Consider the following 13,612-nt stretch of genomic DNA (forward strand, 5'->3'; position numbering starts at 1 on the left):
GCCGTCTCGTACTGCGTTTACATTATATTTTCAAGGGGGTTATACAATGAGTCAACTAGCTGTAAATCTTCATGAAAAGGTAGAGAAGTTTCTTCAAGGTACAAAAAAGTTATATGTGAATGGATCTTTCATTGAAAGCGCTTCCGGTAAAACATTTAAAACACCTAACCCAGCAACTGGTGAAACACTTGCCGTCGTTTCTGAAGCTGGTCTCGAAGATATTCATAAAGCTGTAGTCGCAGCTCGTATGGCTTTTGACGAAGGTCCTTGGTCTCGTATGAGCACTGCTGAGCGAAGCCGTCTCATGTACAAGTTAGCTGATTTAATGGAAGAACATAAAGAAGAGCTTGCACAGCTCGAAACATTAGATAACGGAAAGCCAATCCGTGAAACAATGGCAGCAGACATCCCACTTGCAATTGAGCATATGCGCTATTACGCTGGCTGGGCTACGAAAATCGTTGGTCAAACAATTCCTGTTTCCGGTGATTACTTTAACTATACACGCCATGAAGCTGTTGGTGTCGTTGGTCAAATTATTCCTTGGAACTTCCCGCTTCTTATGGCAATGTGGAAAATGGGAGCAGCGCTTGCTACAGGATGTACAATCGTTTTAAAACCTGCAGAACAAACTCCACTATCTGCTCTATACTTAGCTGAATTAATTGAAGAAGCTGGATTCCCGAAAGGTGTTATTAATATCGTACCTGGATTCGGTGAATCAGCTGGACAAGCTCTCGTTAATCATCCACTCGTTGATAAAATTGCATTTACCGGTTCTACTCCTGTCGGTAAACAAATTATGCGACAAGCATCCGAATCATTAAAACGCGTTACACTTGAGTTAGGCGGTAAATCACCAAATATCATCTTGCCGGATGCTGATTTATCTCGCGCGATTCCTGGTGCACTTTCTGGTGTTATGTTTAACCAAGGACAAGTATGCTCTGCTGGATCACGCTTATTTGTTCCGAAGAAAATGTATGATAATGTCATGGCTGATCTCGTCCTCTATTCTAAAAAACTAAATCAAGGTGTCGGTCTTAACCCTGAAACGACAATTGGTCCTCTCGTTTCTGAAGAACAACAAAAACGTGTAATGGGCTACATTGAAAAAGGGATTGAAGAAGGCGCTGAAGTACTTTGCGGAGGAAGTAATCCATTCGATCAAGGCTACTTCGTTTCTCCTACAGTATTCGCTGACGTAAATGATGAAATGACGATCGCAAAAGAAGAAATTTTCGGTCCAGTTATTTCTGCAATACCATTTAACGATATTGATGAAGTAATTGAACGTGCAAATAAATCACAATTCGGCTTAGCGGCTGGTGTGTGGACAGAAAATGTTAAAACAGCACACTATGTTGCAAGTAAAGTACGTGCAGGTACAGTGTGGGTAAACTGTTATAACGTGTTTGATGCAGCATCTCCATTTGGAGGATTTAAACAATCTGGTCTTGGCCGTGAAATGGGATCTTATGCATTAAATAACTATACAGAAGTAAAGAGCGTTTGGCTTAACTTAAATTAATGAGAAAGAACCTGACCTATCCGGTCAGGTTCTTTTCATTATGTATTCCTTTAAACTTGCAGTCCTCCGCTCACATTTAATACTTCACCTGTAATATAAGATGCGTATTCTGATGCTAAAAAGGCTGCTGCGTTCGCAATATCTTCTGGCGTTCCAATTCTACCAACTGGAATAGCGCCAACCATCTTTTCTTTCACTTTATCTGGTATCGTTTTGGTCATATCTGTATCCATAAACCCCGGACAAATCGCATTACAAGTAATACCGAAACTTCCAACTTCTTTCGCTGCTGTTTTTGTTAATCCTACAACTCCAGCTTTCGTTGCAGCATAATTTGCCTGTCCAATATTCCCCTCTCTACTTATAGAAGAAATATTAATAATTCTTCCATATCCTTGTTGTCTCATATAAAGAAGTGCTGGTTGCATACAATAAAAAACACCAGTTAAATTCACTTGTAATACTTGTTCCCAAGCAGATTTCTCCATTTTATGTAACATTGCGTCTCTTGTAATTCCAGCATTATTCACCAAAATATGTAATGTACCAAATTTTTGAACTGCATATTCAATTAACGACTTTGCTTCATTTTGATTACTCACATCACATCGATATGAGCACACTTCATATCCTTCATCTGATAACTCACGTGTCGTTTTTTGTAGCTTCTCTTCATTTACATCGCTAATTAATACTTTCGCCCCTAGCTTTGCATAAACCTTTGCAATCTCTTTTCCAATTCCCTGTGCAGCTCCTGTTACAACAGCTGTTTTCCCATTTAAAAACTCCATTCCTATCCCCCATTTCTATTACTTATACTGTATATTTCGGCTTTTTACTTTCCAACTCCTCTTTGTATAAAAAAGTCTATTTGTGTCAAACTAACTTTGCAACGTCGCATAAAGTGAAACTTTAATTAGTGGGAAGTTTGTTCATCCCCCACTGATTATCAGCCCTCACCAATCGGGCATTTACGGACAGTTAATCTCCCACCTAGCTTCTTTGTTCCATCTGAGTTTTAAGGTGGGGGTTTTACTACCCGTTATGCGGGATAAAGTGCAAGGAGATTGTGTCGAATGAATAAAAAGAATTTCAAACAAAGCAAAGCAACTGATGGCATTGATGTTGAGTTCTCTCGCGAACTCGCTGACCACAATGACTTAGAAGCAAACGCACGTGCAAATGCCGCTGATGCACGTCAAAAGCGCCAACCAACCGAAAAATAAGGTACATCACAACCTTATTCTTTTCAAAAGGGACCTACTACCCAACAAAATAAACCGAGAGACATCTCTCGGTTTATTTTCTATATTTTTTTGCATAATGAGCCAAAGTAAGCAACGGATATATATGAGCATAACTATGATAACGAATATAAAACCCACCTGGTAAACCTGTTCCAGTAGGATATTTTTCATTTATATAAGGGTTGGAGAGCAAATATGAAATACCTTTTCGAATAACTGACGTTTCTTTATCATAGTAAGAAATGAGGGCATCTAAAGCCCATGCTGTTTGGGATGGTGTACTAAATGGTAAAGTAACGAACCTTTTCTCCACACTACTGTGGCAAGATTCTCCCCAGCCACCATCTTCATGCTGTATATGTTCAAGCCATAAAGCTGCTCGTTTCAATGATGGATCGCTAGATGGTATTCCTAGTGACCGTAAACCAGTCAACACTGCCCACGTACCATATATATAACAAATTCCCCATTTCCCATACCACGATCCATTTTCCTCTTGTGCATTCATTAACCAATTTATCGCACTTTGTTTTTGTTTCTCAGGCAATTCGTTTTGTGCATACGTCCCGAAAAACTCTAGCACTCTCCCTGTAATATCTGGTGTAGAAGGATCTGTAATCATATCACTTGCATTTTCGATTGGTAAATTTGCTAATATACGGCTCGTTACCCCTTTTTCAAAAGCCCCCCAACCACCATCATTATTTTGCAATCCTTTAACCCAATTAACCGCTCGCTTCCAAGCATTATCTACATTTTCGTTCCCTCTACTTCGCGCCAACGCTCTTAACACAGCAGTTGTATCATCAATATCTGGAATCGTCGTATTCACATCCGAAAAGCCCCAACCACCCGGAAAGAGATCCGGTGCATGTACACTCCAATCTACTTTCTTCGTTTGCTGTTTTCTTAGTAAATATGCTGATGCATTGTGAATCACTTTACTTGCTTTCGGAACTTGAGCTTCTTGCAAAGCATAACTGAGTAAAGCTGTATCCCATATAGTTGATGGAGAGTTTTGCAAATGGCTCCCTCTCTCCATCTTCCATATATAAGATGTAATTCCCATTATAGCCTTCTCAATAATTGGTGATTGAATAGAATGTCCTAATGCAAGTAAAGCATAAATCATATAAAACGAGGCAGTTGCGTAGCTATATAATGTTCCATTTTCATCAATACGCTCTTTCATAAAACGTTCTACTTCCTCATATCCTTTATGATGCAAAGAAAGTGGATACGTTATAATTTTCTTCACGTCACTTACTAACGTTTGAAAAACTGGAGACCGATCCTCTCGAAACCATTCTCCGCCCCCGCCTGCAATGTGATTTAAATTTGGCAATAACTTTTTCCCTACTCGAAATCTTTTATTTAAACACAACATCATCGGAATTAAATGAATACGTGCTGAGCTACTCAATTCAAATATACTGAGAGGGGAATCATTCTGCAGAAACATAATTGGTGTTGGCAAATGAAAAAGAGAAGGATATTCATATTCTCCATGAATCGCTAATAAAAACTTCGTCATAAAATGAGCACGTGCTACCCCACCTCGCTCATTTATAAACATTTCCGCTCGCTTCATATTCGCATCTTCTTTTGTATATTTTTCCGATGCAAGTAAGGCAGCATAAGATTGAATTGTAGCAGATAAATTACCACCCACTTCATCTTCATACAATTTCCATGTTCCTTCATTTGTTTGGAGTGATGCTAATCTTTTTACAAACGGTTCTATCTCTTTATCTCTACCTAATAATTTTAATAAAAAAATCATATGACAATCTGTTAGTGGCGCTCCTTCAAAACAAAACCGCCACGTACCATCTTGCCGTTGCATTGTTTGAAGTGCAGTTGTTCTTCTCGCTATTTCTTTATGCACTTTTTCATATAATAACAAGTTACTCACCCACCCTTTCGAAATCCGTATAACGATATTCAAAAAGGTAGCTGAATATGTATAAAAACAAAGAAAAGCAGAACATATAAAATGTTCTGCTCATAAACAATATCCTACTGCGACAATAATCCCTAATAAAGCACCGACTACTACTTCATACGGTGTATGCCCAACAAGTTCATTTAACTTCTTATATTCTGTTTCTCTACCGTGAAAAAAGTCATTCAATATTTTTGCTTGTTTACTTACTGCAAGCCTTACTCCTGAAGCATCATACATAACAATAATGGCAAAAATAGTAGCAACCGCAAACATCGAGCTTTCCACACCTTCCACTACTCCAACTCCTGTAGCAAGCGCTGTAACTGTTGAAGCATGAGAACTTGGCATTCCACCTGAAGCAAAAAACTTTGCAAAATCAAATTCACCTGTTTTAACTAATTTAAAGACTACTTTCGTTAATTGTGCTAAAAACCATGAAATTACAGCTGCCATAAGCGGATCATTATGTAAAATTGTTTCCATGTTCTCAGCTCCTTACTGACTATAATGGAAATTCTATATAATATAAGTATAAAGAAAAATGCGTAGAAAATACTACGCATTATGATACTTTTGCTGATTTATTTTTTATAAATTTCGGTTGTTTCTGCACTAAAAACTTAGTCTTCGCTACCGAGAATACAAATAATGCAACCCATATACAGAAAAATGCAATCATATGAGTAGATGTGAAATGTTCACCAAATACGAATACACCTAAAATTAAGCTAATTGTTGGTGCAATATATTGTAAAAAACCTACCATATAAAGCGGAATAAGTTGGGCTCCTTTTGCAAAATAAAAAAGTGGTAGAGCTGTAACAATACCCGCTCCTATTAATAGTAATGTCGATAACATTGAGATAGAGCCAAATGAGCCGAAACCATGTACTCCTGTCATTACTAGATAAATAATCGCAAACGGTGTCACTAACATCGTTTCCATCGTAAGTCCAATTGTAGCATCATAGTTTAACAGTTTTTTCGTTAATCCGTATAATCCAAATGAAAAGGCAAGTGAAAGAGAAACCCACGGAATAGATCCGAAACGTACTGTTAAAATGATAACCCCCACTCCAGCTAAACCAACTGCAACATATTGCCAGAAGTTTAACTTTTCCTTTAAAACGACTGTACCAAGTAAAATACTAATAAGCGGATTAATATAATAGCCAAGACTCGCTTCAATAACATGATTATGATTAACGGCCCATATGTAAACAAACCAGTTTCCGCTAATCAAGACTGAAGCTATTGTTAATGACATTAATAATTTAGGTCGTTTAAAAAGATTCACAAATTCCCCAATAAACTGGCGAAACCTCTTCGTAACACCTAATACGAGTAACATAAAAACAAACGCCCAAACGATGCGGTGTGCTAATATTTCATCTGCTGGAACTTCCTCAACCCATTTCCAATAGATTGGTAGTATTCCCCACATCGTATAAGCACCAGCCGCATATAGTATCCCTTTTTTTTGCTCTGCTGATTGACTCCCCATCTTCCTTTTTCTCCTCTTCTCATTTTTTCTCCATTATACGGTCTCACATGCTCACTTTACCAATAATCAATCTGCATTTCTTTCGACATTTCTCATACAACGAATAATAAACATACCGTTATCACAACAAGTAACGGTATGCCGAAAACAAATTTCTTTTTATGAGTTTTATGATGAAACATATACATTCCGATCCAAGCTCCAACTGCTCCCCCAGCTGTCGCCGATAAAAACAACGTACTTTCTGGCGTTCTCCACTGTTTCTTCTTTGCTTTTCGTTTATCAAGCCCCATAAGGCTAAAAGCTATAACGTTAATAATAAGAAAATAAATCCATTTCATCGCTTTCTCTCCTTATGAAAAATTCGATTAATAGTAACACGAAAAAACGACGGAAACAACTGAAGAACTCTTTTTATCCAACTAGTTTCATTCCTTTTTCTTAATTAGTTACCTTCATATTTACATAACCAACTAAAATCGCAGTTAAAGCATTTAATATTGAAAAATGTTATGTGCAGAATCTTATATTTCATTACATTCATCCACTACCATATCATCGAAAAAACTTCCCTCAATCTCCTTCTCATCAAAATGAAGAACCATAATTAACCCTACATATAAAGAAACGAAATTTAAAAACCATTCCCCATTCTCATCTTTCTTAGCTAAGCATTTAAATATCTCTTGAAATTGCATACGCTCATCTGTCGCAACAACCGGTCGCACGCCAAAATATTTCAATACAAGATGTAGGTTGAGCTGCACGGATAATGATAAAATATACTTTAATAACTCGGTATAATGAGCAACATTTTTTTGACTATATAACTTCACAAGCTCTTGATGTAAAGTAGAAATTGATAATTCTTCTTTAGTCACTTTTGTTGCTTCTATCATTTCAATCATCTTTTTCATATCCATTCCATTTACCCCTTCAGTTACAAAACAAAAGCCAAAGTATACTTATTTTATAATCAACAATAATTGAGTATCTCTCGTCTCTCTTTCTTCTTCACTTACTAAGTCATACTTTTTTAAAAGATGAAATACATCATTTAATATTTCTTGTGAGTGATTACCTTGTAAAAAATTTTTTACCCCTTTAAAAATCTCTTCAGGTAAAAAACTCTTTTGACTTTCAAGCTTATTCATCACATCTTCAATAGAATGATCAATGTTACATGCCATACTAAACTTCCCCCTCTATCCTCTATAAATAATATCCTCAGCTAACGATGTAAACACTTCTCCAACAAGAGAATCTTCATCATATACAGATGAACCATTATTTTCTTCACGTTTCGCAAAAGGTATTTGGGCAATTACTTCTGTTTGCAATTGTTCTGCAAGCATTTTGCCGCCGCCTTTTCCGAAGAGATAATTTTTCGATCCATCTTGTTCTTCATAATAAGCCATATTTTCCACAATACCTAAAATCTCATGCTTCGTATGTTTTGCCATTACACCAACTCTTGAAGCAACGAATGAAGCTACATTGTGCGGAGTTGTAACAATTATTTCTTTCGCTTGCGGAATCATCGCTGCAACATCAATCGCAACATCTCCTGTACCTGGTGGTAAATCAAGTAATAAATAATCTAATTCTCCCCAGTGCGTATTCGCAAGGAAATTTTGAATCCATTTATTTAGCATCGGTCCGCGCCACATAACTGGATTATTTCCTTCTGTAAAGAATCCCATCGACATGATTTTAACACCGTAACTAATGACTGGAATTGCCGTTTGATCAATCATCGTTGGTTTCTTATTCGTTTCCATCATAGCTGGAATACTAAAACCATATATATCTGCATCTAATATCCCCACTTTTTTGCCCATACGCGCTAGTGCAGTTGCAAGATTAATTGTCACCGTTGATTTTCCAACTCCGCCTTTTCCGCTCGTTACAGTAATAAAACGTACTCCTGAATCCGGGCGAAGCATGCTCGGCATACCAGTTTCTGTTCTAGTATTTTTCTTTAATTTCTCTGTTAAAGCTGCACGTTCTTCTTGTGTCATAGAACCAAATGTTACCTCCACTTTAGAGGCACCAATTGCGTGAAGTGATTCTTCAATATCTTGTTGAATTTTTGCTTTTAACGGACAACCTTGGATTGTTAGTACTACTTCAAGTTTAACCTCTGTTCCGTTCATTTGTATATTTCTAACCATATTTAATTCTACAACACTTTTGTGTAACTCTGGATCCTCTACATGTTTTAATGCATTCATTATTTGTTCTTGAGTAAGCATAGAACTCATCCCTTCTCTTATTCTAATTTATATACAACATTTTCTTGGCGCTTCATCTTGTGAAAAAGCTTATCATCCACCGCTAACAGGCGGGATTAATGCGACTATATCTCCAGCTTTTATCATCTCTTCATTCATTACAAACTCTTCGTTAACAGCGACCATCACTTTATCCAACGATTGTAAACAATAGCTGGCTTTGAGCCATTCTTTTAATTGTTGCACTGTCATTTCTTGCTTTTCTGAAATCACTAATCGATCCGATCCAACTTCCTCACGCAAATTTGCAAACAATAAAATTATAATCATTTTCTCATTCTTCCTTCTTTGGTTTTCCTTCTGGATATGGTGTATTTTCAAGTTGATCTCCAATCCACATCGTTCCATCTTCCCAAAATTCTTTTTTCCAAATTGGAACAATTCGTTTTATACGTTCAATCGCGTACTCATTCGCTTCATAAGCTGCTTTACGATGCGGTGATGAAACTGCAATGACTACCGCAATATCCATTATTTCTAGCCGCCCTACACGGTGCGTAATTGCTACTTTTGTATCCGGCCATCTTTCACAAATTTCTTCTCCAATTCTCATAAGTTGTTTTACTGCCATCGGTTTATATGCTTCATACTCTAAATGTAGCGTTCGTTTTCCTTTTGTTAATTCTCTCACCGTACCAATAAATGTTGTAATCGCACCTGCTTCTCTTCTTGCGACTTTATTCGTTACTTCTTCAACTAAAATCGGATTATCTACAATCTCAAATAGCACTTGTTCCATTAAAACCACCTCTCACTTTATGAAATGTCCAAGGCCATTCACTACCTTCGTTATCTTCTAATAAAAGAACATCGACAAACATATCTTTTTTATATCCTCTTGTCCCGCCCGGCAATACGATAAACGCGTTGGATTCTGCCAATGAAGAAACTGAGCTAGATTTATCAAACCCTGATGGATAAGCGATTAATTTCCCCTCATCATATTGCAATTTTGCTCGTACAAATCTTATAAATGGATTCGGTTTTAGAAAATCTTCTCCTAATAACGCTTTTTCTCTTTTTAAATGTACTTTTTCACTAAACATATACGTCCGAATACACGGTCTTACGAATAATTCAAACCCTACGTAACAAGCTGATGGATTTCCTGATAAACCAAATAATAACTTGCCATTTAATTGTGCTACAGTCGTAACACTTCCTGGTCGCATTGCAACTTTATTAAAAAGAACAGATGCACCTAACTTTTCGTAAATAGCTGGTAAATAATCATAATCTCCTACTGATACACCGCCCGTTGTAATTAACATATCTACTTGGCCAAGCGCTTCTTTCACAGCTGTAAAACACGTATTAAAATCATCACTAAACTTCCCAAAATATTTTACTCTGCCGCCCGCTCTTCGAATTTGAGACAATATCATGTACGTATTACTGTTTCGGATTTTCCCTGGCTGTAATGAATCATTGACATCCAGTAATTCACTCCCAGTCGCTAACAGTCCAATTACAGGCTTTCTCGCAACTGGCACTTCACTATAACCAAATGTAGCAAGAAGAGCTGAAATACCTGGATTAATGTACGATCCTTTCTTTGCAAGAACCGTTCCTTTACGAGCATCTTCACCTTGAAAAGAAATATTGTCGCCCTTTTTGAATGATCGCTTCACTTCCATATAATTGTTGCCATTCTTCTCATATTGACGAGTCAGCTCTAACATAACAACCGCATCACACCCATTCGGAATTGGTGCTCCCGTCATAATTCGAACTGCTTGAAACGGAGCTACTTTCTCATGGAATAGCGATCCTGCACCAATTTCACCCACTACTTCAAATACAATTGGCGTTTCATAACTTGCTAAATTAGTATCTTCTGCTCGAATAGCAAATCCGTCATATGGCGAACGATTAAATGACGGTACATCATGGTCAGCTACTAAATCCTCTGCTAATATACGTCCATAAGCTAATTCAATTGGTAATAGCTCCTTTAATCCTTTATCAGCAAATCCCATCACTTTACGAACAGCTTCTTCAACCGTAATTGGCACTCTTCTTTCCATTGTTGACACCCTCTCTATTAACCGAATACGCGATAATATAGTTGTTTCGCTTTCGAAATATCATTTGTACCATGAATAAAAACACGACCATCTCGAAAAACAACCACGCGGTAATCATCGAATTGGCAAGATAGTAAATACGGATTCCGATCTACTTTTCCTAGTTTTTGTAATACTTTTTCTATATCATCAAAATTGTATTTCCTATTGTCTACTGTTCTAATTTGAACTGTATTTCTTCCGCATAAAACAGCTGCTTTCGTTTGATTTTCGTATGATAAATAAGGATAAGTTCGATTCAAACCGCATGAGAGACAAGCGTCTGTTTTTATTTTCCCTAATTTTATAAAATGATTTTGATTACTCCATATATCAAACATGAAAAATGTTTTTCTAATTGCTGAGAAATCTTCCACTAAAATTTTGAGTGCTTCTGCCACTTGATATGCTGCGACGATTTGAACAGTAGGGCTAATAATTCCAGCGGTATCACATGTCACACCTGTAACAGGAATATTTTTAAGCATACAATGTAAACACGGTGTCTCTTGTGGAATAATTGTATAACTCATACCATACGATCCAACGCAAGAACCATATACCCACGGAATATTATGTTTTTGTGATAAATCATTTATTACAAATCGAATATCAAAATTATCTGTTGCATCAATGATTACATCTACATTTTTTAATAGACCTTCCATATTTTCTGAAGTTGCATCCATTACAAAAGCATGTATTTGTACTTCCGAATTAATTTGTTCTAGCCGATTTTTTGCAGCAATTGCTTTCGGCATTTTCTCTCTCGCATTTTGTTCAGAGTACAATTGTTGCCTTTGTAAATTACTCCATTCAACGTAGTCACGATCAATAATCGTCAACTTGCCAACACCTGCACGTACGAAACTTTCGGCACTTGCACTTCCTAATGCGCCTGCCCCTACAATTAACACATGTTTATTTCGAATTTTTTCTTGTCCTTTACTCCCAATTGGTTTGAACAACTGTTGTCGTGAATACCGATCAGCCATTACATACCCTTCCTCTCAAGAACTCTATTTCATATTAGAATGTTGTTTCTGATAACAAGCAAAGTAAGCAAAACCAACAAACCCAGCTCCTCCAATTACATTTCCGATAAAAACAGGAACAAAATTTTTAGCCAGATCCATCCATGTTAGATGACCAGCAAAAATAACAGCGGAAATGACAAACATATTTGCTACTACTTGCTGAAATCCAATCACTACAAATGCCATAATTGGAATCCAAATTCCGATGATTTTTCCGACAAAATCACTCGTCCCGTAAGCGAGCCAAAGAGCAAGACAAACGAGCCAATTACAACCAATTGCTAAAATCAAAGTTCTCCCAAATGATTCATGTAACTTCCCTTCCGCTATCGCTACCGTTTTATTTAAATACTCTCCCTCTGTTAATCCGCCAAGATGTCCAAAGCAATACGCAACGAAAATTGCCCCAATAAAATTCATAAGAGTAATCCAAACCCAGTTATTCAGTACACTTATCAATGTAATTTTCTTTGCATAAAGCGCCATAGACAGTGACATCATATTTCCCGTAATTAATTCTCCTCCTGCTAATACTACGAGCATGAGTCCAACAGGAAATACTGCTCCTCCTAAAACATTCACTAGACTTCCCCAGCGCTCAGGTAAATTCCCTAAAACTCGAATGTTAAGTAAAAAACCTATCGCAATAAACGCTCCTCCTAAAAAACCGAGAATAAGCATCGCTGGCAATGTCTGTCTTACTTTTTGAACACCGGCCTCAATGACAAGCTCAGCAATTTGTTCCGGCTTATGAAATGCCATTACCCATTCCTCCATTTTCTCCAAATAAAAAAGCAGCTTCAAAAAACCTCCTCAAAATAAAGGTTTTTGAATGCTGCTTAATTTCTCTGCACATCTTTTACAGAGATATCAATCATCACTTTTACTATAAAATAGAAAATCCACAACTCTTGTAAATTTTCCATTTTTCACTATGAAGCTAGCTTTATATATTAACCACCGATATGTGACATTTCAATTTTAGGTATTGTTTTCTTATTTGTATGATTTAAGCGTTCATCTGAATAACGATCTTCCCTATTATTCCATATATCGCGTACTACATCTGTAATGTCCTCATCTGTATGTTCAGAACGAAGCAATTCTCTTAAATCATTTCCTTTAGAAGCAAATAAGCAAGTATATAATTTTCCTTCTGCAGAAATACGAGCTCTCGTACATGATGAGCAAAAAGAATCTGTTACTGATGAAATAATACCTATTTCCTCATCGCTTCCTATATAACGATACCTAGTAGCCACTTCACCAGAATAATTTGCTTCTATCCGTTCTAACGGCATAACTTGATGAATCGTATCTACTATTTCTTGTTTAGAGACGACCTCTTTTAAATCCCAACCATTATAATTTCCAACATCCATATACTCAATAAAACGAAGAATATGCTTATTTTCCTTAAAATATTGCGCCATCTGCAAAATGTCCTGTTCGTTTTTTCCCTTTTGAACGACCATGTTTATTTTAATTTTCATTCCAACTTCAGCTGCAGCCTGTATTCCTTCCAGAACCCTTTGCACTTTGCTCCTATTACCATTTAAATAGAAAAACCGCTCTTCTTCTAAGGAATCTAAGCTAACTGTTACACGTGATAGTCCCGCCTTATATAAATCAGGAGCAAACTTTTTGAGTAACGATCCATTGGTTGTTAAACCGATATCTTCTACACCATCAATTTTATTAAGGCGCTCAATAAGCTTTGGAAGCCCTCTTCGAAGTAACGGTTCTCCGCCCGTAATCCGTAATTTTCTCACACCTAAAGAAACGAAAATACGTGTTATCCTTTCAATTTCATCAAAAGATAAAATTTTATCATTAGACAAAAACGAGTAATCAGGACCAAATATTTCTTCTGGCATACAATATCGACAGCGAAAATTACAGCGATCAGTAACTGAAATACGTAAATCCTTTAACGGACGTTGCAACTTGTCTAATGTAACTGATTTCATCTTCATTGCCTCACT

At 36.8% G+C, this 13,612-nt stretch carries 16 protein-coding genes; 2 read left to right on the forward strand and 14 right to left on the reverse strand.

Going from position 1 to position 13,612, the window contains the following annotated elements; all coding sequences use genetic code 11:
- The first annotated feature begins 46 nt into the window (after positions 1 to 46).
- Positions 47 to 1,531 (forward strand): aldehyde dehydrogenase DhaS, encoded by a 1,485-nt coding sequence (gene dhaS / locus NST86_RS17970; protein ID WP_227593192.1) that lies wholly within the window; start codon positions 47 to 49, stop codon positions 1,529 to 1,531.
- Between the two features lie 50 nt (positions 1,532 to 1,581).
- Here dhaS and fabG read toward each other — a convergent pair whose 3' ends face one another.
- Entirely contained in the window at positions 1,582 to 2,322 is a 741-nt protein-coding gene (gene fabG, locus NST86_RS17975; RefSeq protein WP_000395018.1) for a 3-oxoacyl-ACP reductase FabG, read from the reverse strand.
- Positions 2,323 to 2,607: 285 nt separating this feature from the next.
- On the opposite strand from fabG, the gene NST86_RS17980 reads away from it, so the two are divergent.
- On the forward strand, positions 2,608 to 2,757 hold the full coding sequence (locus NST86_RS17980; protein ID WP_001035813.1) for a YfhD family protein: 150 nt from the start codon (positions 2,608 to 2,610) through the stop codon (positions 2,755 to 2,757).
- A gap of 73 nt (positions 2,758 to 2,830) precedes the next feature.
- Here the strand turns inward: NST86_RS17980 and NST86_RS17985 are convergent, their stop codons facing one another.
- The 13 genes from NST86_RS17985 to moaA all read right to left on the reverse strand — a co-directional run bounded on the left by NST86_RS17985 (position 2,831) and on the right by moaA (position 13,597).
- A complete protein-coding gene (locus tag NST86_RS17985) occupies positions 2,831 to 4,684 on the reverse strand; it encodes a terpene cyclase/mutase family protein (RefSeq protein ID WP_000928165.1) in 1,854 nt (617 codons plus the stop codon).
- A 99-nt stretch (positions 4,685 to 4,783) separates the two neighbouring features.
- Positions 4,784 to 5,209 carry a divergent PAP2 family protein gene (locus NST86_RS17990; protein ID WP_109140474.1) on the reverse strand — a complete coding sequence of 142 codons (426 nt, stop codon included), beginning with the start codon at positions 5,207 to 5,209 and terminating at the stop codon, positions 4,784 to 4,786.
- 79 nt (positions 5,210 to 5,288) lie between these two features.
- Positions 5,289 to 6,230 (reverse strand): EamA family transporter RarD, encoded by a 942-nt coding sequence (gene rarD / locus NST86_RS17995; protein ID WP_000535538.1) that lies wholly within the window; start codon positions 6,228 to 6,230, stop codon positions 5,289 to 5,291.
- Positions 6,231 to 6,322: 92 nt separating this feature from the next.
- Positions 6,323 to 6,571 carry a DUF1294 domain-containing protein gene (locus NST86_RS18000; RefSeq protein WP_000871352.1) on the reverse strand — a complete coding sequence of 83 codons (249 nt, stop codon included), beginning with the start codon at positions 6,569 to 6,571 and terminating at the stop codon, positions 6,323 to 6,325.
- A 183-nt stretch (positions 6,572 to 6,754) separates the two neighbouring features.
- Complete coding sequence (locus NST86_RS18005; protein ID WP_000367288.1) at positions 6,755 to 7,153, reverse strand: hypothetical protein; 399 nt, start codon at positions 7,151 to 7,153, stop codon at positions 6,755 to 6,757.
- Between the two features lie 42 nt (positions 7,154 to 7,195).
- Positions 7,196 to 7,420: a hypothetical protein gene (locus NST86_RS18010; protein ID WP_000752379.1), complete on the reverse strand. Its 225-nt coding sequence runs from the start codon at positions 7,418 to 7,420 to the stop codon at positions 7,196 to 7,198.
- Between the two features lie 15 nt (positions 7,421 to 7,435).
- Positions 7,436 to 8,485: a P-loop NTPase gene (locus tag NST86_RS18015; protein ID WP_016118443.1), complete on the reverse strand. Its 1,050-nt coding sequence runs from the start codon at positions 8,483 to 8,485 to the stop codon at positions 7,436 to 7,438.
- A gap of 72 nt (positions 8,486 to 8,557) precedes the next feature.
- Positions 8,558 to 8,794 carry a molybdopterin converting factor subunit 1 gene (gene moaD, locus NST86_RS18020; RefSeq protein WP_000583943.1) on the reverse strand — a complete coding sequence of 79 codons (237 nt, stop codon included), beginning with the start codon at positions 8,792 to 8,794 and terminating at the stop codon, positions 8,558 to 8,560.
- Between the two features lie 4 nt (positions 8,795 to 8,798).
- Complete coding sequence (gene moaE, locus NST86_RS18025) at positions 8,799 to 9,263, reverse strand: molybdopterin synthase catalytic subunit MoaE (RefSeq protein WP_016118444.1); 465 nt, start codon at positions 9,261 to 9,263, stop codon at positions 8,799 to 8,801.
- On the reverse strand, positions 9,244 to 10,551 hold the full coding sequence (locus tag NST86_RS18030; protein WP_227593191.1) for a molybdopterin molybdotransferase MoeA: 1,308 nt from the start codon (positions 10,549 to 10,551) through the stop codon (positions 9,244 to 9,246). The genes moaE and NST86_RS18030 overlap by 20 nt, the downstream gene beginning before the upstream one ends.
- A 17-nt stretch (positions 10,552 to 10,568) precedes the next feature.
- Entirely contained in the window at positions 10,569 to 11,585 is a 1,017-nt protein-coding gene (locus tag NST86_RS18035) for a molybdopterin-synthase adenylyltransferase MoeB (protein ID WP_016118446.1), read from the reverse strand.
- A 24-nt stretch (positions 11,586 to 11,609) separates the two neighbouring features.
- Positions 11,610 to 12,389, reverse strand: coding sequence for a formate/nitrite transporter family protein (locus tag NST86_RS18040; protein ID WP_000863998.1), 780 nt, complete (start codon positions 12,387 to 12,389; stop codon positions 11,610 to 11,612).
- Positions 12,390 to 12,580: 191 nt separating this feature from the next.
- Positions 12,581 to 13,597 carry a GTP 3',8-cyclase MoaA gene (moaA, locus tag NST86_RS18045; protein WP_000844124.1) on the reverse strand — a complete coding sequence of 339 codons (1,017 nt, stop codon included), beginning with the start codon at positions 13,595 to 13,597 and terminating at the stop codon, positions 12,581 to 12,583.
- Positions 13,598 to 13,612 lie beyond the last annotated feature (15 nt).

Origin of the sequence: Bacillus sp. FSL L8-0199, assembly GCF_038005705.1 — a bacterium.
GTDB lineage: Bacteria > Bacillota > Bacilli > Bacillales > Bacillaceae_G > Bacillus_A > Bacillus_A cereus.